The organism is Thalassobaculum fulvum (assembly GCF_014652915.1).
In the GTDB taxonomy this organism is placed as follows: domain Bacteria; phylum Pseudomonadota; class Alphaproteobacteria; order Thalassobaculales; family Thalassobaculaceae; genus Thalassobaculum_A; species Thalassobaculum_A fulvum.
In genome coordinates this window covers 198,806-219,141 of record NZ_BMZS01000004.1, presented here as the reverse complement: position 1 = coordinate 219,141, position 20,336 = coordinate 198,806, and the positions used below count along the sequence as shown (strand labels likewise).

At 71.5% G+C, this 20,336-nt stretch carries 20 protein-coding genes; 15 read left to right on the top strand and 5 right to left on the bottom strand.

Annotated features, from left to right (window positions below; translation table 11 throughout):
• Window positions 1–131: 131 nt before the first annotated feature.
• Both IE246_RS10380 and IE246_RS10375 read right to left on the bottom strand, forming a co-directional pair.
• Window positions 132–1,139 carry an alpha/beta fold hydrolase gene (locus IE246_RS10380; RefSeq protein WP_189989095.1) on the bottom strand — a complete coding sequence of 336 codons (1,008 nt, stop codon included), beginning with the start codon at window positions 1,137–1,139 and terminating at the stop codon, window positions 132–134.
• A gap of 65 nt (window positions 1,140–1,204) precedes the next feature.
• Window positions 1,205–1,768 carry a GNAT family N-acetyltransferase gene (locus IE246_RS10375; RefSeq protein ID WP_189989093.1) on the bottom strand — a complete coding sequence of 188 codons (564 nt, stop codon included), beginning with the start codon at window positions 1,766–1,768 and terminating at the stop codon, window positions 1,205–1,207.
• A 128-nt stretch (window positions 1,769–1,896) separates the two neighbouring features.
• Between IE246_RS10375 and IE246_RS10370 the strand changes: the two genes are divergently transcribed.
• From IE246_RS10370 to IE246_RS10320, 11 genes are all read left to right on the top strand, one after another.
• Window positions 1,897–2,706, top strand: coding sequence for an AraC family transcriptional regulator (locus IE246_RS10370; RefSeq protein ID WP_189989091.1), 810 nt, complete (start codon window positions 1,897–1,899; stop codon window positions 2,704–2,706).
• A 78-nt stretch (window positions 2,707–2,784) separates the two neighbouring features.
• On the top strand, window positions 2,785–3,477 hold the full coding sequence (locus IE246_RS10365) for a B3/B4 domain-containing protein (protein WP_189989089.1): 693 nt from the start codon (window positions 2,785–2,787) through the stop codon (window positions 3,475–3,477).
• An 82-nt stretch (window positions 3,478–3,559) separates the two neighbouring features.
• Window positions 3,560–4,012 carry a MaoC family dehydratase gene (locus IE246_RS10360; RefSeq protein WP_189989086.1) on the top strand — a complete coding sequence of 151 codons (453 nt, stop codon included), beginning with the start codon at window positions 3,560–3,562 and terminating at the stop codon, window positions 4,010–4,012.
• Window positions 4,005–4,730, top strand: coding sequence for a 4'-phosphopantetheinyl transferase family protein (locus IE246_RS10355; RefSeq protein WP_189989084.1), 726 nt, complete (start codon window positions 4,005–4,007; stop codon window positions 4,728–4,730). Before IE246_RS10360 ends, IE246_RS10355 begins: the two co-directional genes overlap by 8 nt.
• A gap of 161 nt (window positions 4,731–4,891) precedes the next feature.
• Entirely contained in the window at window positions 4,892–5,701 is an 810-nt protein-coding gene (locus IE246_RS10350; protein ID WP_229836876.1) for an RsmD family RNA methyltransferase, read from the top strand.
• Window positions 5,694–6,506 carry a TrmH family RNA methyltransferase gene (locus IE246_RS10345; protein WP_189989082.1) on the top strand — a complete coding sequence of 271 codons (813 nt, stop codon included), beginning with the start codon at window positions 5,694–5,696 and terminating at the stop codon, window positions 6,504–6,506. Before IE246_RS10350 ends, IE246_RS10345 begins: the two co-directional genes overlap by 8 nt.
• Before the next feature lie 234 nt (window positions 6,507–6,740).
• Window positions 6,741–8,567 carry a sensor histidine kinase gene (locus tag IE246_RS10340; protein WP_189989080.1) on the top strand — a complete coding sequence of 609 codons (1,827 nt, stop codon included), beginning with the start codon at window positions 6,741–6,743 and terminating at the stop codon, window positions 8,565–8,567.
• Between the two features lie 46 nt (window positions 8,568–8,613).
• Window positions 8,614–9,648 carry an RsmB/NOP family class I SAM-dependent RNA methyltransferase gene (locus tag IE246_RS10335; protein WP_189989078.1) on the top strand — a complete coding sequence of 345 codons (1,035 nt, stop codon included), beginning with the start codon at window positions 8,614–8,616 and terminating at the stop codon, window positions 9,646–9,648.
• Complete coding sequence (gene rsmI, locus IE246_RS10330) at window positions 9,645–10,346, top strand: 16S rRNA (cytidine(1402)-2'-O)-methyltransferase (protein ID WP_189989077.1); 702 nt, start codon at window positions 9,645–9,647, stop codon at window positions 10,344–10,346. The genes IE246_RS10335 and rsmI overlap by 4 nt, the downstream gene beginning before the upstream one ends.
• 160 nt (window positions 10,347–10,506) lie before the next feature.
• Window positions 10,507–11,055 (top strand): cytochrome b, encoded by a 549-nt coding sequence (locus tag IE246_RS10325; RefSeq protein WP_189989075.1) that lies wholly within the window; start codon window positions 10,507–10,509, stop codon window positions 11,053–11,055.
• Window positions 11,056–11,267: 212 nt separating this feature from the next.
• Window positions 11,268–12,503, top strand: coding sequence for an MFS transporter (locus tag IE246_RS10320; protein ID WP_189989073.1), 1,236 nt, complete (start codon window positions 11,268–11,270; stop codon window positions 12,501–12,503).
• A 31-nt stretch (window positions 12,504–12,534) separates the two neighbouring features.
• On the opposite strand, the gene IE246_RS10315 is transcribed toward IE246_RS10320, so the two are convergent.
• Complete coding sequence (locus IE246_RS10315; RefSeq protein WP_189989070.1) at window positions 12,535–13,002, bottom strand: PAS domain-containing protein; 468 nt, start codon at window positions 13,000–13,002, stop codon at window positions 12,535–12,537.
• Between the two features lie 187 nt (window positions 13,003–13,189).
• On the opposite strand from IE246_RS10315, the gene IE246_RS10310 reads away from it, so the two are divergent.
• The 4 genes from IE246_RS10310 to IE246_RS10295 all read left to right on the top strand — a co-directional run bounded on the left by IE246_RS10310 (window position 13,190) and on the right by IE246_RS10295 (window position 18,500).
• Window positions 13,190–14,644 carry an amidase gene (locus tag IE246_RS10310; RefSeq protein WP_189989068.1) on the top strand — a complete coding sequence of 485 codons (1,455 nt, stop codon included), beginning with the start codon at window positions 13,190–13,192 and terminating at the stop codon, window positions 14,642–14,644.
• Window positions 14,645–14,824: 180 nt separating this feature from the next.
• Window positions 14,825–16,066 (top strand): pentapeptide repeat-containing protein, encoded by a 1,242-nt coding sequence (locus IE246_RS10305; protein ID WP_189989066.1) that lies wholly within the window; start codon window positions 14,825–14,827, stop codon window positions 16,064–16,066.
• Window positions 16,067–16,131: 65 nt separating this feature from the next.
• Window positions 16,132–17,238 (top strand): sensor histidine kinase, encoded by a 1,107-nt coding sequence (locus IE246_RS10300; protein WP_189989064.1) that lies wholly within the window; start codon window positions 16,132–16,134, stop codon window positions 17,236–17,238.
• Window positions 17,239–17,318: 80 nt separating this feature from the next.
• Window positions 17,319–18,500, top strand: a complete 1,182-nt coding sequence (locus IE246_RS10295; protein WP_189989062.1) for an enolase C-terminal domain-like protein — start codon at window positions 17,319–17,321, stop codon at window positions 18,498–18,500.
• A gap of 31 nt (window positions 18,501–18,531) precedes the next feature.
• Here the strand turns inward: IE246_RS10295 and IE246_RS10290 are convergent, their stop codons facing one another.
• The gene (locus tag IE246_RS10290) at window positions 18,532–19,113 is read right to left on the bottom strand and encodes a MarR family winged helix-turn-helix transcriptional regulator (protein ID WP_189989060.1); all 582 of its coding nucleotides are present in this window, start codon (window positions 19,111–19,113) and stop codon (window positions 18,532–18,534) included.
• Window positions 19,114–19,168: 55 nt separating this feature from the next.
• Window positions 19,169–20,044, bottom strand: coding sequence for a DUF2189 domain-containing protein (locus tag IE246_RS10285; RefSeq protein ID WP_189989058.1), 876 nt, complete (start codon window positions 20,042–20,044; stop codon window positions 19,169–19,171).
• Between the last annotated feature and the right edge of the window lie 292 nt (window positions 20,045–20,336).

Genomic DNA, 20,336 nt, shown 5'->3' with positions numbered 1-20,336 from the left:
CCATGCTCGCGCATGGTCGTCCGGGATGACGGCATGAATAGGAAGGCCCGGCGCCCCTCTCTGACGTCATCCCGGACCGGGCCGCCGCAGGCGGAACGGAGCCGGGACCCACGCGGTGACGGGCATCTGCCTCACAGCTCCGCCAGGAACCGCCGCAGCGCCGGCTCCCATTTGGCGGAGTCGCTGCCCGACGCCAGGTGACCGTGCTCGCTGTCGATCTCCTCGTAGGTCGCGTCGACCCCGGCGGCGGCCAGCGCCGGCATGACCTCGGCCGCCAGCGACGGCGGAAACAGCGTGTCGGTCCGCGACAGCACGTACAGCACCTTGGCCCTGATCTTCGCCAGGTCCGGCCGGACGTCGTAGCGGTTCATCGCCCGTCCCAGCGCCAGCAGCGAGTGGCCGTCGAACGCTCCGGCCCAGGCCCGCGCCATCTTCAGGATCTCGGCGTCCCGGGCCGCCTTGTCCGGCAGTCTCGCCGCGAGGCTCTCGTCGATGCCGTAGCGCCGCAGGGTGTCCTCGCGCAGCCGGGTCATGGTGTCGAGGATGCCGCCGGCCTCGTAGTAGTGGCCGCCGTTCCAGTTCGGGTCCCGGGCCAGGAACGCCTCGGTGGCGTCGATGTCGATGGCGCGGCAGACCGGCGCCGTGACGGTCGGCACCAGCCCCTTCATGAAGTCGGGGTACTCGACGCCCCAGGTGAAGGCCTGGAAGCCGCCGTAGGACGGCCCGGCCACGGCGACCAACTGCTTCACGCCGAGCGCGTCCAGCATCCGGCGCTGGGCGGCGACCATGTCGGCCAGGGTGATCGGCGGAAAGTCGGGGCCGTAGGGCCGGCCGGTCGCCGGGTTCCGGCTGCGCGGCGCGGTCGAGCCGAAGGCCGAGCCCAGCATGTTCGAGCTGACGACGAACCAGCGGTCGGTATCGATCGCCTTGCCGGGCCCGACCAGCCCGGACCAGCTGCCCTCGGACGCCGCGGCGCCGCCGAGGATGTACTCGTGCGACGAGGTGTAGCCGTGGGTCATCAGGACGGCGTTGCGCCCGTCCGGGGCCAGCCGGCCGAGGGCGACATAGGCGAGCTTGGCGTCCTTCAGCGTGCCGCCGAGGCGAAGCGGCAGGTCGCCGATGCTCTGGGTCTGGGTCATGGTGTTCGGTCCTTCGCGGGCGGAGTCGATTTCGGTGCGGAACGGCGGGGCGCGACGAGGGGTGCTCAGACGCTCCGCCGCATGATCGGCCGGGTCGCCGACCGCCGCGCCACCTCGGCGAAGCCGGCCCGGCGGAAGACGCTGTCGTAGCCGGTCCAGGCGTAGGTGTCGGGATAGCCGTCCTTGCCGGGTGCCACCGGATAGCCCTCGACCACCGTGGCGCCGTGCGCCTTGGCGAACGCACAGGCGGCCTCCAGCAGCGCCACCCCGACGCCGCGCCGGCGATGGCCCTTGGCGATCAGGAAGCAGGACACCGACCAGACCGGGGTGTCGTCGACCGGCTGCATGACCCGCGAGGTCTCCAGCCGCGGGAAATCCGCGCGCGGCGCGACCGAGATCCAGCCGACGCAGCTGCCGCCGTCATAGGCCAGCAGGCCGGGTGGCGGGCCGGCTTCGACCACGCTGCGCATGGCGTCGCGGTTGCCGTCGCCCTTCAGGGCGTCGAAGTCGCGCTTCCTCAGGCGCCACAGCATGCACCAGCAGCCGCCGGCGCCGCCGCGCGGTCCCATCACCGCCTCGAAGTCGGACCAGCGATCGGGCGTGAGCGGGGCGATCTCGATGGTGGACATGGCCTGATCTTTCCAGCGATCTGGCCCCCTGTCACGTCGCGCCGTCATGTCGCCCGACACGCTACACTGGCACTCGCCGTCGATACTGCGATGATGCGGCCGGTCGGGGTCAGGGACGGAGACGGCGAATGGCGAGGGGCCGGTTCACGATGCATCGCTGCGCGGTTCCCGGGATCGAGGCTGTGGAGGCCGCCTCGCGCCACAGCTTCGCGCGCCACACCCATGACCGCTTCGGGATCGGGGTGATCGAGCGCGGGGCCCAGCGGTCGCTCAGCGGCCGCGGCCCCGTCGAGGCGGGCAGCGGCGACGTCATCACGGTCAACCCGGGCGAAGTGCACGACGGCGCCCCGATCGGCGACGCCGGGCGCTCGTGGCGGATCGTCTATCTCGACCCGGCGCTGGTGGCAGAAGCGGCCGCCGACATTACCGACGGCCGTCGCCGGGCCTACGAGTTCATGAGCCCGGTGGTGGCCGATCCCCGGGCCGGGCGCCGGGTGTGCGGCCTGTTCGACGCGCTGACCGACGACCGCGAGCCGGATGCGGGCGGACGCTGGGAGGCGCTGCTGCTGACCCTGCTGGTGGGGCTCGGCACAGGCACCGGTACCGGCCGCGGTTCAACCGTGCCGGATGCCATCGCCCCGGCCCGCGAGATGATCGACGACGACCCGGCCGCCCCGTTGGCGCTGGCCGACCTCGCGCGGGCCTGCGGGCTGAGCCGCTACCAGCTGATCCGGGCGTTCGCCAAGGCCACCGGGATGACGCCGCACGCCTACCTGGTGCAGCGCCGGATCGACCGGGCGCGCGCGCTGATCGCCGAAGGGGTCTCCCTGGCCGAGGCGGCGGCCGGCAGCGGCTTCGCCGACCAGAGCCACATGACCCGGGTGTTCGTCGGCAAGTACGGGCTGTCGCCCGGCGTCTATGCCGACGCGTTGCGCTGACCGGCCCGCAATTCCGTTCAAGACCGGTCGGGCGGGGCTGCGGTTTCTTCGACGGACACGCGACGACGAGGTGAGGCCATGCAGTTCAGCCATTCGAGCGCCCTGTGGGGCGAGTTTCCGGAACTGGCGGCCGGCGCGCTGGTCGCCCGCGGCATCGCGCCGGGCGGATCGGTCGATGCCGCGGTCGCCCGGTACGAGGTGGCGGCGCAGGCGCGCCTGGCCGGCTCCGCTGAGGGCGGGTTGCCGGAGATCCAGGCCTGGCGGCGGGCGTTCTCGCGGATGGGACTCAAGCCGACCCAGTACCGCTGCGCATCGGAGGCGCTGCTGCGGCGGTTCCGCAAGGAGGCGGCGCTGCCCCGGATCCACCCGATGATCGACCTGTGCAACGCCGCGTCGATGGCGTTCGCGATCCCGGTCGCGGTGTTCGACATCGGCCGGATCGCCGGGGGACTGGAGGTGCGCCATGCCGTCGGCGACGAGGTCTACGAGACCTTCTCCGGCGAGGTCGAGCATCCGGCGGCGGGCGAGGTGGTCTTCGCCGACCGCGAGGGGCGCGCCCACGCCCGGCGCTGGACCAACCGGCAGAGCGGCTACTCGGCGGTCCGCGCCGACACGACCGACGTGCTGATCGTGGCGGAAGCGCTGCACGACACCGCCGCCGCGGACGTGCCGCGCCTGCTGGAGGCGTTGTCGGGTGACATCGGCGCCGCCTGGTCGGTGCCGGTGACGGCGGCGATGCTGTCGGCGTCCGCGCCGGCCTTCGCATTCTGAGAACCGGCGGAGGACGCCGATCGTTGGAATGCCGGCCGGACTTGCCGCAATATCCGGCGTGTCACGCAGGACGGGAGCGGCGATGAGCGCCGGACCAGCTCGCTTGAGCTTCGAGGATCTCCGGGTCGGCCAGCAGGCCGGGTTCGAGACCCAGGTGACCGAAGCCGACATCGACGGTTTCGCCGGCGTGTCGGGCGACGTCAGCCCGTTGCACCTGGACGACGGGTTCGCTCGGTCGCGCGGGTTCGCCGGCCGCGTCGCGCACGGGGCCTACCTGACAGCGCTGGTATCGCGCCTGGTCGGGGTCCACCTGCCGGGCGAGAACTGCCTGCTGCAGTCGGTCAGCATGCAGTTCCGGCGGCCGGTGGCGGCCGGCGCGCGGCTGGCGGTGACCGGAACCGTCGACCAGGTGTCCGAGGCGGTGCGCAGCGCCGTCATCAAGGTCGCCGTCCAGGACCTGACGAGCGGCGAGACGGCGGCCACCGGCAAGGCGACGGTCGGTTTCACCGAGCCGCCGGCGGGCTCCGATGTCTGACCCGACGGACCCGGTGGTCCGGCTGTGGGCGATGCCGGTCGGCGCGCTGTTGGAGCCGGATGTCGAGCGTTGGCGGGAGGTCCTCGACGATGCCGAACGGGCGCGGGCGGCGCGCTTCGCGTTCGAGCGCAACCGCGTCGAGTACGTCTCGGCCCATGCCCTGACGCGGGCCCTGCTGAGCCGGGAGACCGGCGAGCCGCCGGGTTCCTTCGGCTACGAGGCCGGCGAGAAGGGCAAGCCGGTGGCGCTGTGCCGCGGCCGTCCGGTCGGGGTGCAGTTCAATCTCTCGCACACCGGCGGCATGGTCGCGGTCGCCGCCGCCCATGGCCTCGAGCTCGGGCTCGACGTCGAGGCGGCCGACCGCAAGGTCGATCTCGGGGTCGCCGACCGCTACTTCTTCGGGGCCGAGGCGCAGTGGCTCGCCGGCCTGGCGCCGGAGCGACGGCCCGAGGGCTTCCTGCGGCTCTGGACCCTGAAGGAAGCCTACATCAAGGCGACCGGCCGCGGCCTGTCGCAGCCGCTCGACGAGTTCTGGTTCGAGGTCGAGCCGCCGCGCATCCGGTTCACGCCGGCGATCGCCGACGACGAGCGGGCCTGGCGGTTCCACCAGCACGTGCTGGCCGGGCGGTTCCTGGTCGCGGCCGGATGGCGGGCCGGCGAGGGAGCGGAGCCTAGGCTCGAGGTCCGGGTGCTGGAGCCGGCGGAGCTGGCCTTCTAACGGGCTCGCGCCCGGCGGCCCGGGATTGTAGTTTCGCCGCGACCGTACCGACTCCACGGGAGGAAACCCTGGTTCCCGAGATCCTGGTAGCCGAAGGCTGGCCCGACTACGCACTGCTCGACAGTGGCGGCGGCCGCAAGCTCGAGCGGTTCGGGCGCCGCGTGCTCGACCGGCCGGATTCCCAGGCGATCTGGCGCCCGAGCCTGGCGCCGGACCGCTGGGCGGCGGCCGACGCCCGGTTCCTGGCCGGCCGCGAGGAGGAGGGCAGCGGCCGCTGGGAGGCCGGCCAGGGGGTGACGGGCAAGCGTGGCGTGCCGGGGCCGTGGCCGCTGGCCTACGGCCCGGTGCAGATCGAGGCGCAGCTCACCACCTTCCGGCATCTCGGCATCTTTCCCGAGCAGCGGGTGCACTGGGACCGGGTCGTCGAGACGGTGCGGCGGCGCGGCGGCGAGACCACGCTGCTGAACCTGTTCGGCTACACCGGCATGGCGTCGCTGCTGCCGGCCGCCGCCGGCGCCAAGGTCACCCACGTCGACGCGTCGAAGAAGGCGATCGCCTGGGCGCGGGCGAACCAGGAGTTGTCGGGGCTGTCGGCGGCGCCGATCCGCTGGATCTGCGACGATGCGGCCCGGTTCGCCGCCCGCGAGGTCCGGCGCGGCAGCCGCTACGACGTCATCGTGCTGGATCCGCCGAAATACGGCCGCGGCCCGAAGAACGAGGTCTGGCGGCTGGAGGAGCAGCTTCCGCAGTTGCTGGCCGATTGCCGGGCGCTGATGGACGTGCGCTCGTCGGCGCTGGTTCTCACGGCCTACGCGACCCACCTGTCGATGCTGACCCTGCAGCGGCTGGTCGAGGACGCCTTCGTCGACCTGCCGGGCGAAATCGCGGTCGGCGAGATGGCGCTGCGCGAGGAGGCCACCGGAAAGCTGCTGCCGACCTCGCTCTACGTCCGCTGGAGCCGCGATGCGTGAGCAGACGCCGATCGTGATCAGCAGCGCCGCCAACCCCGAGATCAAGGCGCTGCGGGCGCTCGACTCCAAGAAGGGCCGGAGCGAGCAGAACGCCTTCGTCTCGGAGGGGCTGCGGCACGTGGTCGAGGCGGTTCGCAAGGGCTGGCGGGTCAGGCGGCTGGTGCTGTCCGAGAGCGCCGGGTCCAGCCCGCTGCTGCAGGAGGCGGCCGACGGCTGCCGCCGCGGCGGCGGCCGGATCCTGACGGTGACCGACGAGCTGATGACCCGGATCGCCCGCCGCGACAACGCCCAGAGCGTGATCGCCGTCATCGAGCAGCGCTGGGCCGGGCTCGACGCGGTGCGGGCCGAGCCAGGGACGACGTGGCTGGCGCTGGAAGGGGTGCGCGACCCGGGCAATCTCGGCTCGATCATCCGCAGTGCCGACGCCTTCTCGGTCGCCGGCATCATGCTGATCGGCCACACCGTCGACCCGTATTCGACCGAGGCGGTGCGCGCCTCCATGGGATCGATCGTCAACGTGCCGCTGGTCCGTATCGACGAGGCCGCCTACCTGCAATGGTACACGCGCTGGAGCGGACGCATCGTCGGCACGCACCTCAAGGCGACCGGCCGGCCCGAGTCGGTGACGCGGGGGGCGCCGACGCTGCTGCTGATGGGCAACGAACAGAGCGGACTGACGGACAGGATTGCGGCGAGCTGCACCGATCTCGTCAGAATCCCGATGCGCGAGGGCGCGGATTCGTTGAACCTGGCGGCGGCAACCGCCATCATGCTGTACGCGATTGCGGCTCCGGCCGACGCGTGATGCCGGTCCGTTGAAGCGGGGGGCTGGACCGGCCGACAGTCCGACGGAAGCAGAATGCCTGTCGACGACGGTCGGGTCATCTTGACGTGCCCCGTGACAGGGTTCAGGCAGCGCTTCGGACCTGGGGAGGAACGCCACGTGCGTCTCCGCGATGCCGATACAGTAACGGCCGACGCCGGACCGATCCTTCTGGATCTTGCGAGTCGCGTGCAGTCGATGCCGCTGGGACCGGTCATGGCCACGGCGATCCGCCGGGCCTGCCTCTCGCTTCCCCTGGTTCTCGACGCCGACGTGGAGCTGAGTCCCGAGTTGCCGTCCGACGCCGCGCCGGCCGAGGGCTGGAGCTACCGCTACGAGATCGGATCGGGGAGCGAACGGCTGGGCATCCTGCGGCTCCGGGTCTCCGATACCGCCGGCTTCGCGCCGGTCGAGCGGATGCTGCGCGACACGGTCGGCCTGCTGGGGCTCGGGATCGCCCATCGGCGGGCTCGCGACTGGCTGGAGACCGAGGTCATCGAGCGGGGCGAGCAGTTGGAGGAGCGGCGCGCCGCGCTCGAGCGGCACATGGCCGAGAACGCCCGCCTCGCCGAGATCGTCCGGCACAGTCCGAACCCGACCTACGTGATGGACCTGGACTATCGGCTGGTATGGATGAACCGGCCGTTCCTGGACACCTTCGGGCTGACCTGGAACGAGGCGATCGGGCGGCGGCCCAGCGACGTCCTGTACGACGATCCTGCCAGCACCGGGCTGGTTCCGGAGGTCCGCCGGGCGCTGTCCGAGACCGGCAGCTTCCAGCGCGAGGTCGAGAACCGCGACCGCGACGGGAACACGCGGGTGTTCGCGCTGCGCATGGACCGGTTCCGCTCGGCCGACGGGCGTCACGAGGGCTATGTCGCGATCCGCGAGGACGTCACGGAGCGCCGCCGGGCCGACGAGACCGTCAACCGGCTGATCCGGGCCCTGGACGCGATCGAGGACCTGGTCGCGCTGTTCGACGCCGACGAGCGCCTGGTGTTCGCCAACCGGCTGTTCAAGACCCTGCATCCGGGGCTCGACGACGTGCTGGTGCCGGGCATCACCATGGCCGGGATCCTGGAGGCGTTCGCGGAGCGCGGCATCATCGATCAGCCGGAAGTCGCGATTCCCGAACGCTTGGCACAGTTCCGCAACCCGACGGGGCCGATGGACATCCGGCGGTTCGGCCGCTGGTTCCGCGCCAAGGACCAGAAGCTCGGCGACGGCGGGACCCTGCTGCTCGCCACCGACGTCACCAGGACCAAGGAAACCGAGCTGGAGCTTCTGGAGGCGGTCGACGCCGCCGAGGAGGCGAACGCCGCCAAGTCGGCGTTCCTGGCGAGGATGAGCCACGAACTGCGCACGCCGCTGAACGCCATACTCGGCCTTACCGAGACGCTGATTCTCATGGAGGCGCGGCTGTCGCCGGCCAAGCGGCGCGAGTACCTGGGGGACGTGCTGCAGGCCGGGCGGATCCTGCTGACCCACATCGACGACATCCTCAATTTCACCCGCCTGGACGCCGGCGGCTTCGCGGTCCATCCGCGCCCGATCGACCCGCGCCGGGCGGTCGCCGAGGCGGTCCGGCTGATGCGCGCGGTGGCGCGCTCGCACTCGATCCGGCTGGAGGCGGACCTGGCCCGCGACCTGCCGCCGGCGTTGGCCGACCCCCGGTCGGTGCGGCAGATCCTGGTCAACCTGATGAGCAACGCCGTCAAGTTCTCGCCCGACGGCGGCGTGGTGCGGCTCTCGGTGGTGCAGGAGGGGGATCGCCTGCGGCTGGCGGTCAGCGACCGCGGCATCGGCATCCCCGAGGATCAGCTCGACGAGATCTTCGAGCCGTTCCACCAGGTCGGCGACCCGGCGCATGCCCGGCGCGAGGGCGGAACCGGGCTCGGCCTGTCGATCGTCAAGGCACTGGTCGACCGCAATCGGGGCACCGTGTCGGTCGAGAGCGAGGTGGGGGTCGGGACCACGATCTCGGTGTGGCTGCCGGTGGCCGGTGCCGGCGCCTCCGCGGAGGGCGTCGAGCAAGGGGCGTGACGGCAAGAGGCGTGACGGCGGCCGGTCGGCCTTGTATGACCGCGGTATGGCGCGTCCCGCACCCCGTTCCCGAGCATCCGGCCCCCGCGGCCTGCATCCTTCCGAGGCGCGACGCCGCGACCGCTTCCTGGCGCGGGTCGCCGCGGTGTGGGGCGTGCGCCCGGAGGAGGCGGTCCGCCGGCTGTCCGGCGAGCGCCGCTCGAGCCTGCGCCTCAACCCGCTCGCCGGTCGCCCGGTCGCGGCGATCCGGGCCGACCTCGAGGCGCTGACCGGGCTCGAGCCGATTTCGTGGTGCCAGGACGCTTTCCACATCCTCGGCGACAAGCGGGCGGTGACGGAGAGTGCGCCGCACGCCGCCGGCGAGGTCTATGTGATGAACGCGTCGTCGCTGGTGCCGGCGCTGGCGCTCGAACCGCGGCCCGACCAGGACATCTTCGACGTCTGCTCGGCGCCGGGCGGCAAGGCCGCGCACATCGCCGCGCTGACCGGCAACCGGGCCCGGCTGACGGTCAACGACGGGATAAAGGGACGTCTTAAGAAGTTAAGGGAAGTCATTGATTTATTGAAAGTCGAAACGGTCGACATGACGAATCATCCGGGTCAGTACCTGGACAAGTTCGTGGACCGGAGCTTCGACCGCATCCTGCTCGACGCCCAATGCTCCGGCGAAGGCATGGCCGATCTCGCACGGCCGGATGCCCTGCGGTTCTGGACCCTGGACCGGGTCGAGCAGATGAGCCGGTTGCAGCAGCGCATGCTGGTTGCCTCCTTCAAGCGCCTGCGGCCCGGCGGCCTCCTGGTCTACTCGACCTGCACGATCTCGCCGGAGGAGAACGAGGCGCCGGTCGACCACCTGCTGCGCCATTACCCGGACGCGTCGGTCGAGCCGATCGACCTGGCGATCCCGGAGCGGATGGCGGGTCTGGCCCGCTGGGAGGGCCGGGACTATCACCCGGACCTCCGGCATGCGCTGCGCGTCGTGCCGTCGCCGTTCATGGAGGCATTCTTCGTGTGCCGGATCCGCAAGGCCGCAGACGCTCCGGGTGAGGAGGGGGCTGGCATGCAGAGGATGGCGCGATGATCGAGCTGGTGGCGACGCCGATCGGCAATCTCGAGGACCTCAGCCCGCGCGCCCGGGCCGCCTTCGAGGCGGCCGACGTGGTGGCCTGCGAGGACACCCGCCGGACCGGCCGGCTGCTCTCGGCGGCCGGGGTGAAGACCCGGATGGTCGCCTATCACGAACACAACGAGCGCCAGATGGCCGAAACCCTGGTGCGCTGGGCCGCCGAGGGCAAGCGGGTGGCGGTGGCCAGCGACGGCGGCACCCCCGGCGTCAGCGATCCCGGCTTCACCCTGGTGCGCGCCGCCGCACGGGCCGGCGTGCCGGTCTCGATGGTGCCGGGCCCGGTGGCTTTCGTGATGGCGGCGGTGCTGTCGGGCTTGCCGGTGCACGGCATCACCTACCGTGGCTTTGCGCCGAAGAAGTCCGGGCCGCGCCGGCGGTTCCTCGAGGTCGACGTCGCGTCGCCGCATACCCTGGTGTTCTACGAGAGCCCCTACCGCGTGGCCAAGCTGATCGAGGACGCGATCGCCGTGTTCGGCGACCGGCCGGCCGCCTTCGCGCGCGAATTGACCAAGCTGCACGAGGAGGTGGTTCGCGGCCGCCTGTCCGAGCTGGCCGCGGAGCTGGAGCGGCGCGGCGGCCAGCTGGTCGGGGAGTGCTGCCTTGTGATCGCCGGCGCCGAGGTCCCGCCCGACTGGTTCGACTCGGACGGGTAGGCGCGTCCCGGCGCTCGGGTCCGTCGGATTCTTCCGGGCGAACGGCGGCGACGGAACCCCCCGGATGGAACGTTCATGCCAGCGGAGCAGGACGGGCCTGCCGACCCTCGCGTCGTGCGACCGCTCGTCCCTGACGATGAATCCAACGCTGGAGCTGCGAATGTCGACGTCCTACAGCCCGGTCCAGAAGCTGTCCCACTGGCTTGCGGTCGTGCTCGTCGTGGGCCTGTACGCCCTGACCTACGGCGAGGAACTGTACCCGAGGGGCGATCCCGGCCGGGACATGGTCTGGTGGCTGCACATCTCGTTCGGCCTGCTGATGGTCGCCGTCGTCGGGCTGCGGGTCGCCTGGCGGCTCGCCAGGGGCGCGCCCGCGGCGTCGCCCGAGATGACGCCGCCCGAGAGGGCCCTCGCGAAGGTCGTGCACGGTGCGCTGTACGTGCTGCTGATCGCGATTCCGGTGCTTGGCATCCTCCTGACCTGGTACCGGGGTGACGCGCTGAGCTTCTTCGGCCTGTTCACCATCGGGTCCCCGGTCGTCCCGGTCCGCGAGACCGCGCGCCTCGTGAAGGAGCTGCACGAGCTGGCGGCGAACGCGATTCTGCTGGTGGCCGGGGTGCACGCGGCGGCGGCGTTCTGGCACCACTTCGTCCGCCGCGACGACGTGCTGCGTCGGATGTTGCCGGGTAACGGCCGCAGGTCGGCCTGAGCGCAGGGCACGGGCGGGCGCCCGCGGCGCGCTCGGCCCCGGAGGGCGCGCCGCGCATCGCCTGGTCCGGCGGGGGCGAACCGGATCAGGCGGCGGTCCAGGGCGGGCGATTCCGGTCGGGCGCGTCGACCGTGTCATGTTCGAACGCCATGGCTGCGATGCCGAGCCGCGCAGTTTCGCCTTGGGTCGGTGCCCCATAGACTTCTGCCGCCATGCTTCGACCCCAGGTCTCCGGGGGCGGACTCGCTGCCTTCGGCGTTCTCGCCCTGTGCTTCGTGATGAATGCGCTCGCCCGCGGCGCCGGCGAGACCTATGCCGTGTTCCTGCTGCCGATCGGCGAGGAAACCGGCTGGGACCGGGGCGCCCTGACGTCGGCCTACTCGATCTACATGGCGGCGAACGGGCTGGCGTCGCCGTTTGTCGGGCTGGCGTTCGACCGGTTCGGCCCGCGGGTGCTCTACGTGCTCGGTCTGCTCGCCCTCGGCGGGGGCTTCCTGCTGGCCGGGTCGATGAGCAGCCTGTGGGAGCTGTATCTGAGCGTCGGCCTGATGGCCGGGCTGGGCATCGCCTCGCTCGGGATGATCCCGGCGTCGGCGCTGATCAGCCGGTGGTTCGACAAACGGCTGGCGACGGCGATGGCGGTCGCGTCCACCGGGCTCGGGACCGGCACGCTCGTGCTGGTGCCGGTCACCCAGCTGCTGATCCAGCAGGACGGCTGGCGCGCCGCCTATGCCTGGCTCGGCGGCGGCGTGCTGGTGGCGGCGCTGCCGGTCGCCCTGCTGCCGTGGCGGGCGATCGGGCGCGGGCAGGTCGCCGACCGCCGGACCGCGCCCGGTCCCGAGAACGGCTCCGGGTTGCTGCGGGCGATGCGGGGGCGGCCGTTCTGGGCGCTGTTCCTGGTGTTCTTCCTGACCGCGGTCGCGGTGTTCTCCGTCAGCCTGCAGTCGGTCGCCTATCTCGTCGAGCAGGGATTCTCGCCCCTGGAAGCCGCCGGCGCGTTCGGCTTCACCGGGGTGCTGTCGATCGTCGGCATGCTGGCGACCGGCACGGCGGCGGACCGCTACGGCAACCGGGTCACGGCGACGGTCAGCTACCTGTGCACCTTCACCGGCGTCGCCGCGCTGTTCGCCATGCAGGCGGTGCCCGCGTTCGCGCTGGTCGTGGTGTTCGTCGTGTTCTTCGGCGTCAGCATGGGCGCGCGCGGCCCGGTCGTGTCGACGATCGCCGCCACGCTGTTCGCCGGCCGCGGTCTCGGCGTGATCTACGGCACCATCACGACCGGGCAGGGGCTCGGCGCGGCCGCCGGGTCCTGGCTGGCCGGCTACCTCCACGATCTGACCGGCGGCTACAACGCCGGGTTCCTGCTTTCCGCCGTGTTCGTGGCCACCGGCGTCGCGCTGTTCTGGACCGTGCCGGAGCTGGCGGCCCGGCGCTCGGCACCGCGGTGAGAAGGGCGCGCCGATGGGCCTGACCGTCGGGTCACTCGTACTGCGAGACCAGCATCAGCATGTCGACGTTGCGCCGGTCGGAGGCGAGCGGCAGGACCAGCGAGGTGAACGACCAGTACGGCTTGCCGATCTCGCCGAGGTCGTCGTGGACGAGCCGGGGCCGGGTGCTCAGCACGGCCTCCTCGAGGGCCGGCTGCACGCGCGCCATCTTCTCCGGGGCATAGAGTTCGTGGAACCACAGGCCGGTACTGTCGCGGTTCCACATCTCGACGATGGCCGTGCCGACCAGGCGATGGCGGAACGCCAGGCCGTTCGCGCGCCGAAACACGTCGACGAGGTTCACCCAGGGCAACAGTTCCGGAATGTCGAGCGGGTCGATGTCCCGGCGTCCCGGGGTTCCGCCGACCGACCGGCAGCGATCCGCCCAGTAGGCCAGCGCCGACTGATGGGGCGGGTGTCTCAGCCGCCGCTCCAGCGGGTTTGTCGGGATGTGCCCCATCGGTGTCGTCCGGTTGCTCCGGCCCGGTTGCCCGGACTGAACATGATCGTATGCGATAACCTGCATCAGGTGAAAGAGGTATATTTTTACACACGCATAGAACGTGTTTTCCGAATGCTGCGGCAAGTTGATCGAGCCCGCCCGGCGGTCCAAGCTTGCCGAACCGACCCGATCGCGAGAGGACGCCATGACGGAGATCGCCTTTTTGCCCGCCACCGAGCTCGCCGCCCGGATAAGGGCCAGGCAGATCGGCTGTCTTGAGCTTCTCGATCACTTCCTCGACCGGGTCGACCGCCACAATCCCAGGCTGAACGCGATCGTCGTCCGGGATGTGGAGCGTGCGCGGGCCCGGGCCGAGGCGGCCGACGCGGCGCTCTCCCGGGGCGACGTGTGGGGGCCGCTGCATGGCGTCCCGATGACGTTCAAGGAGAGCTACGACATGGAGGGGCTGCCCACCACATGGGGGCTGCCTGAGTTCGCCGACCGGCCGGCCGAGCGCGATTCGACGGTGGTCCGGCGGATGCGCGAAGCCGGGGCCGTGCCGTTCGGCAAGACCAACGTCCCGGTGATGCTGGCGGACTGGCAGAGCTACAACCCGGTGTACGGCAGCACCAACAACCCGTGGGATCCGGGGCGGACGCCGGGCGGTTCGTCGGGTGGAAGCGCCGCCGCCCTGGCGGCCGGGCTGACCGGGCTGGAAGCCGGATCCGACATCGGCGCCTCGATCCGGAACCCCGCGCACTACTGCGGCGTGTATGGCCACAAGCCGACCTATGGCGTGGTGCCGATGCGCGGGCATGCGCTGCCCGGCGTGCTGGCCGCCGCCGACATCTCGGTGGTGGGGCCGCTCGCGCGCTCGGCCGACGACCTTGAGCTCGCGCTCGACGCCATGGCCGGCGCCGACGGGCTCGACGCCGAGTGCTGGCGGCTGGACCTGCCCGAGGACGCCCGCGCCGAGCCGCGGGAGTTCCGGGTCGCGGTGATGCTGACCGACCCGAACTGCGCCCAGGACGACGGGCTCACTGGCAAGCTCCAGGCCACGGTGGACGAGCTCGCCAGACTGGGCGTCCGGGTGTCGGATACGGCGAGGCCCGCGCTCGACACGACGGAGTCGCATCGGCTTTACATCCAGTTGCTCCGTGCCGCCACCTCGGGCCGTCTCTCGGACGCCGACCTCGAGCAGCAGCGCCGGATCGCCGCCGAGGCCGACCCGGACGATTTTCGCTACGTGCCGATGGTGGCCCGGGCCTTCACGCAGGGGCACCGGGACTGGTTGCGGGCGCACGAGCGCCGCACCCATCTCCGCGAGGCCTGGGCGGCGTTCTTCCGCGAATGGGACCTCCTGCTGTGTCCGACGGCCGCGTCCACGGCCTTCGCCCACCAGCAGGAGGGACAGCGCCACGAGCGCACCATCCCGGTGAACGGGCGGCCCGAGCCGACCGTCGACCAGCTGTTCTGGGCCGGCCTGTCGTCGGTCGTGTATCTGCCGAGCACGGTGGTCCCGGTCGGGGCGGCGCGCGACGGTCTGCCGTGCGGCCTGCAGATCATCGCCGGTCACGGCCGGGACAAGACCGCGCTGGCGTTCGCGAAGATGATGGAGAAGCAGATCGGCGGGTTCGTGCCGCCTCCGGGCTACGATTAGGGGGCTCGGCACAACCAGACCGGACGACGTCAACGCTCCCTTAACTAGTCCCGGTTACGGTCGCGTAGCGGAGGAGGAGCCGGGACGAGCATGTCTACCGCAGGGAAGATTTCGGCTGACGGCCCCGTCGCTCCCGACAGCCGTGCGGTTGCGACCGCCATCAAGCAGCACGATCGGTACGTGAAGCGCCTCCCGGGCGGACGGCGCGCGCAACTGGCCAACCTGCGTCTCGACGGCATCAATCTCAGCGGACGACGGCTCGACGAGGCCGACTTCACCGGCTCGTCGCTGGTCGACGCCAAGCTCGACCGGAGCGTGCTCTGCTTTGCCACCTTCTTCTGCGCGGACCTCACGCGGGCGCGCCTCGACGGTGCCGACCTGACACGCGCCGACCTGCGGGGTGCCTGCTTCCGCGGGGCGTCGCTGGCCGGCGCCAACCTGGCCCAGGCCGATATCCGCGAGGCGGTTCTGGCGCGCGCCACCGAGGCGGGACTGGCCGGGCTGGAGAACCCGGCGGGGGCCGCCGATCTTTCCGGCGTGCGCGCCAACGGGGCGGACTTCTCGTCTGCGCGGCTCGGGCAGTCGTTCGCGGTGCGGGCCGATTTCTCGGGCGCCCAGATGCGCGGGGTGTCGTTCCAGAGGGCCGACCTGCGGACGGCGGTGTTCCGCAACGCCAACCTGGAGGGGGCGCAGTTCGTCGGGTGCAAGGCGTCCGAAGCGGATTTCCGCGGCGCGATCCTGACCAACGTGGTGCTCGAGGACTGCGACTTCGCGGGCGCCGACCTGACCGGCGCGATCATCGACATCGCGTTGCTCGATCATCCGGCCCTGAGCAAGGCGACCAAGCCGAAGACCGACGAAGAGGCCGGGCTCGACCTGCCGGCGCTGCTCGACGGCCACCGCACCTGGGTCGAGACCAACTCGGCCGGCGGCGCCCGCCTCGTGCTCTCGGGCATGATGCTGCCGAAGCTGGAGTGGGCCGGCCGTTCCCTGGCGGCCGCGTCGCTGCGGACCATGGTGCTGTTTGCCGCGGACCTGACAGGGGCCACGATGGCCCTGGTCGACCTGACGGGCAGCGATCTTCGGCAGGCGTCCCTGCGGTCTGCGGATCTGCGTGGCGCCAACCTCAGCGATGCCCATCTGAACGAGGCGGACATGCGGGGCGCCAATCTCGGCCCGCTCTCGGTCGGCGGCAGCAGCCGGGAGATCGCCTCGAACGGCGTCGGGGCGTCGTTCGTCGGCGCCCGCCTCACCGGGGCGCGGCTGAATGCCATGAACCTGAGCGGGGCGGACCTTCGCCGGGTGGACCTGTCGGACGCGGATCTGACCGGGGTGACGCTGCGCGGGGCCATGCTCGACGGCGCAAAGCTCCAGGGGGCAGTCCTGGACGGTGTCGATCTCGACGGCGTGCGGGGCTTGTAGGCGTGAAGCCGCCGGAGGGAAGCCTGTCGCCGTCGACGGCGCCCGACGGAACCGGGACGCCGGCGGTGCCCCTCGACGCCTGGCCGGTTGCGGTCTTCGTGGTCGGCGGCGACCGTGTCGTCCAGATCAACGCGAACGGGCTCCGGCTGATCGGTGCAGACGGTCCGGCCAGTATCGTCGGCCGCCCGACCTCGGAGATCCTGGTGCTGGGCGATCCGGTGTCGGTGGACCTGGACGGCGGGGTCGCACCGGACGGCGCCGGCACGCAATGGCGCCACGCGCTGATCCGTCCGCTGAATGGCGGTTCCCTTCCGGTCCTCGTGTCGCGCGGCGAGGAGTGGGCGCGCGGACGCGAACGGCTGCGCATGCTGGTGGTGGTTCCGGCCGCCTCCGAGCGGAACGGCGGATTGCTCGACGTCGAGGCCCGTGCGGAGGCCAGGGGACAGATCGCCGATGTCTTCGCGAACCTCGCCCACGAGATGCGGACCCCGCTGAACGCGGTGATCGGGTTCGGCGAGATCCTGCTGGGGGAGCATTTCGGTCCGCTGGCCGGCCGCTATCGCGACTACGCGCGGGACATCGTCGGGGCCGGTTATCACCTGCTGGCGCTGGTCAACGGAGCGCTCGACCTCGGCCGGGCCAGTGCCGGGGCGGCGTCGCTGGACGAGCGGCCGGTGGAACTCCGCTCGGTGCTGTCGTCGGCGATCGCGATGCTGGAACAGGCGGCGTCGGCGAAGTCGATCGCGCTCACCGTCGACGATCTCGCCGGGCTGCCGCTGGTCTACGCGGACGAGACCCGGATGCGGCAGCTGTTCGTGAACCTCATCGGCAACGCCATCAAGTATTCGCCGTCGTCCCGGCCGGTGGTGGTCCGGCATCGCCTGGACGACGACGGCGAAATCCGGATCGACGTGGTCGATCAAGGCACCGGCATGACCCGCGAAGAGGTCGCCATCGCGCTGCTGCCGTTCGGACGCACGGAGTCGGCGATCCGGACCGGCGAGGCCGGTACCGGGCTCGGCCTGCCGATCAGCAAGGCGATCGTGGAGGCCCATGGCGGCCGGATGACGATCGACAGTGCCCCGCGGCGCGGGACCACGGTGACGGTCGTCCTGCCGGCCAACCGGCTCGTGGCGGCACCGGGTCGCGGCGGTCTGCTCAACCTGCTCTGAACCAGCCCCCGGGCGTTGTCGGCCGGCGACCGGGCGCGCATGATCCGGGGGCAGTGATCGAGCGCCGGAGGAGAGGCCCCATGACCCGCATCACCCGTGTCGAGGTGCACGAGTTCGGCTTCGACGCCGTCAATCTGGGTCGGGCTGCCGAAGGCGGCAGCATCGGCTCGCTGAGCTTCCGGCGCGGCGCGACCTCGCGGGTCTCGAAGTACGCGGTGCGGATCGAGACCGAGGACGGCTGCCGTGGCGAGTACGTCACGCACTGGGTGGCGTCGCCGTCGGCGCTCGGGCAGACCCTGATGCTGGCGCCCCTGCTGCTCGGCCGGCATGCCGAGCAGCGCGAGGGCATCTGGGACGACCTGAAACGCGAGGCCCGGCAGTTCGACCACATGGGTCACGGGCCGATCGACATCGCGCTGTGGGACTGGACCGGCAAGCGCCTCGGCTGCTCGATCGCGACTCTGCTGGGCGCCCATCGCGAGCGGCTGCCGGCCTACGCATCGACCTACCACGGCGACCGCTCGGGCGGCCTGGACAGCCCCGAGGCGTTCGGCGAGTTCGCGCTGCAGTGCCGGCAGATCGGCTACCGGGCCTTCAAGGTCCACGGCTGGCACGACGGCGACCGCCGGGAGGAGGCGGCGAATGTGCTCAAGGTTCGCGAGATGGTCGGCGACGGGATGACCCTCATGCTCGACCCGGCCTGCGAACTGCGGACCTTCGCCGACGCCCTGTACGTCGGCCGGGCCTGCGACGAGGCGGACTACTTCTGGTACGAGGATCCGTTCCGGGATTCCGGGGTGTCGGCGTTCGCGCACAGGAAGCTGCGCGAGATGATCCGCACGCCGATCCTGCAGACCGAGCACATCCGTGGTGTCGAGCCGAAAGCCGACTTCCTGATGGCCGGCGGCACCGACTTCCTGCGGTCGGACCCGGAGTACGACATGGGCATCACCGGGGCGATGAAGATCCACCACCTGGCCGAGGCGTTCGGGGTCGACGTCGAGGTCCACGCCTGCGGGCCGGCGCATCGCCACGTCATGGCCGCGACCCGCAACAGCAACTACTACGAGGTCGCACTGGTCGGCCCGGACTGCCCGAATGCCGTGCCGCCGGTCTATGCCTGCGGTTACTCCGACCAGCTGGACTGCGTCGGCAGCGACGGCTGCGTGCCGGTGCCGACCGGCCCCGGGCTCGGCGTCACCTACGACTGGGACTTCATCGCGAGGAACCGGACCCGTCTCGAGGTGTTCGAGGCGGCCTGACCGGCGCAGGGCCGGGGCGCCGCCAGCCGGCTCACGGCCGCGGCTTCATCGCGAAGAACCGGACGCGCCGCTGCGGCTTGGCCGTCAGATGGACGCGGCGTGCCGGCTCGGCCGCCGGCGGCGATGGCGGCACGGTTTCGGGCGGAGTCGTCGGCTGCGCGGGCGCGAGGCCCTGGAGCTTGCCGAGCAGCCGGCCGAGCTCGGCGGCGTCCCCGTCGTCGAGACGGTCGGCGAAGCGTCGGGCGATGGCGTCCCGGTATGGCGGCCACATCGCCCGCAGCAGGTCGCGGCCGGCCGCCGTGACGTGCAGCACGTGGCCGCGCCCGTCCTCCGGGCACGGCCGGCGTTCGGCGTAGCCCGCCTTCACGATCCGGTCGAGCAGGCGGGAAAGGTTGTACTGGGCCAGCAGCATGCGGTCCTGGAGCTCGAACGGCCGCAGCCCGTCGGGCTCGTTGCGCCGCAGCTCGAGCAGCGCGTCGTACCAGACCAGCGGCGGCATGCCGGCGGCCTTCAGGTCGGCCTCGACCGCTTCCAGCAAGGCCTGCGATACCCGGACCAGACGGGCCCAGGCGACGATGCTCTGTTCCGACGGCGACGAGGTCGTTCCGCTCATCCGAGGACGATAGCGGGCCAATGCAGGTGCATCAAGGCGACCGCCGCGCCCGCCGTCAATCCGCCACCAGCTTGCGGTAGAGATGCCAGGTCGCGTGGCCGAGCACCGGCATGACGACCGCCAGCCCGATGAACAGCGTGACGGCACCCAGCAGCAGGCCGCCGGCGACGATCGCGCCCCACACCGCCATCGGCAGCGGATTGGCGGCGACCGCCCGGATCGACGTGCCGATCGCCGGGTACAGTCCGACGTCGCGGTCGAGCAGCATGGGAAACGACACCACGCTGACGGTCATGACGACGACCGCGAAGACGAAGCCGACCGCGATGCCGATCGCAATCATCGCCCAGCCGGCGCCGGTGGTGACGATCTCCTGCGCGAAGGCGCCGATCGAGGTCGGCGGCTCCGGCCCGAGGGTCGCCCCGTAGATCGCGACGGCGGCGACCAGCCAGAGCAGGAACGCCGCCAGCAGGTACAGGCCTAGGACCAGGATCGCGCCGAACGCCGGCGAACCGACGACGCTCAGGGCGTCGGCCCAGCTCGGGGCCTGGCCGCGCTCGCGGCGGCGGCTCATCTCGTACAGGCCGATCGCCGCGATCGGGCCCAGCAGCGCGAAGCCCGACGCCAGCGGGAAAACGAGGTGCAGGAAGTCGTAGCCGAACGCCAGATAGGCCAGGAGCAGGCCGGCGACCGGATAGACCAGGCAGAGGAACAGCACGTCGGTCCGGCACGCCCGGAAGTCGTCGACGCCCCGGGCCAGGGCATCCCGGAGGTCGTCGATTCGGATACGCCGGACGGCCGCCGGACCGGCTTCGCTCCCGGCCTCCGCCCCGCCGAGGGCGTGTCCGGTCGCCTCGACGGCCGACTCGGCCTTCTTGAGTTGGTCCCATCCCCATTCCAGGGGATTCCGGATCTGAGTTCCGATGGCCATCGTGCACACTCCCGAACGGTTGGTTCGAGCGGCCGCGGGCCGGTCGTGGCTTGGCGACGTTTCGGGCGCCGGTCACGAGACCGCCGCGACCCGCCATGGTCGAACAGCATACGCCGAATTTCGGCCGAGGTCACACGCCGACACGGGGGTCCGGCCGGCGCCCCGGCGGTCGGGCGCCGGCGCGAGGCGGTTTTCGAACGACCAAAAACTGAATCATGCATTATCATACAAACGCACTGGCTGCCGAAAGTTCGGATGCTCTACCACCGCATTCGGACATTGCCTGTGCCGT

Coding starts and splice junctions, on each gene's coding strand:
- IE246_RS10380 (WP_189989095.1), bottom strand. CDS start 1,139: ATGACCCAGACCCAGAGCATCGGCGACCTGCCGCTTCGCCTCGGCGGC.
- IE246_RS10375 (WP_189989093.1), bottom strand. CDS start 1,768: ATGTCCACCATCGAGATCGCCCCGCTCACGCCCGATCGCTGGTCCGAC.
- IE246_RS10370 (WP_189989091.1), top strand. CDS start 1,897: ATGGCGAGGGGCCGGTTCACGATGCATCGCTGCGCGGTTCCCGGGATC.
- IE246_RS10365 (WP_189989089.1), top strand. CDS start 2,785: ATGCAGTTCAGCCATTCGAGCGCCCTGTGGGGCGAGTTTCCGGAACTG.
- IE246_RS10360 (WP_189989086.1), top strand. CDS start 3,560: ATGAGCGCCGGACCAGCTCGCTTGAGCTTCGAGGATCTCCGGGTCGGC.
- IE246_RS10355 (WP_189989084.1), top strand. CDS start 4,005: ATGTCTGACCCGACGGACCCGGTGGTCCGGCTGTGGGCGATGCCGGTC.
- IE246_RS10345 (WP_189989082.1), top strand. CDS start 5,694: ATGCGTGAGCAGACGCCGATCGTGATCAGCAGCGCCGCCAACCCCGAG.
- IE246_RS10340 (WP_189989080.1), top strand. CDS start 6,741: ATGGCCACGGCGATCCGCCGGGCCTGCCTCTCGCTTCCCCTGGTTCTC.
- IE246_RS10335 (WP_189989078.1), top strand. CDS start 8,614: ATGGCGCGTCCCGCACCCCGTTCCCGAGCATCCGGCCCCCGCGGCCTG.
- rsmI (WP_189989077.1), top strand. CDS start 9,645: ATGATCGAGCTGGTGGCGACGCCGATCGGCAATCTCGAGGACCTCAGC.
- IE246_RS10325 (WP_189989075.1), top strand. CDS start 10,507: ATGTCGACGTCCTACAGCCCGGTCCAGAAGCTGTCCCACTGGCTTGCG.
- IE246_RS10320 (WP_189989073.1), top strand. CDS start 11,268: ATGCTTCGACCCCAGGTCTCCGGGGGCGGACTCGCTGCCTTCGGCGTT.
- IE246_RS10315 (WP_189989070.1), bottom strand. CDS start 13,002: ATGGGGCACATCCCGACAAACCCGCTGGAGCGGCGGCTGAGACACCCG.
- IE246_RS10310 (WP_189989068.1), top strand. CDS start 13,190: ATGACGGAGATCGCCTTTTTGCCCGCCACCGAGCTCGCCGCCCGGATA.
- IE246_RS10295 (WP_189989062.1), top strand. CDS start 17,319: ATGACCCGCATCACCCGTGTCGAGGTGCACGAGTTCGGCTTCGACGCC.
- IE246_RS10290 (WP_189989060.1), bottom strand. CDS start 19,113: ATGAGCGGAACGACCTCGTCGCCGTCGGAACAGAGCATCGTCGCCTGG.
- IE246_RS10285 (WP_189989058.1), bottom strand. CDS start 20,044: ATGGCCATCGGAACTCAGATCCGGAATCCCCTGGAATGGGGATGGGAC.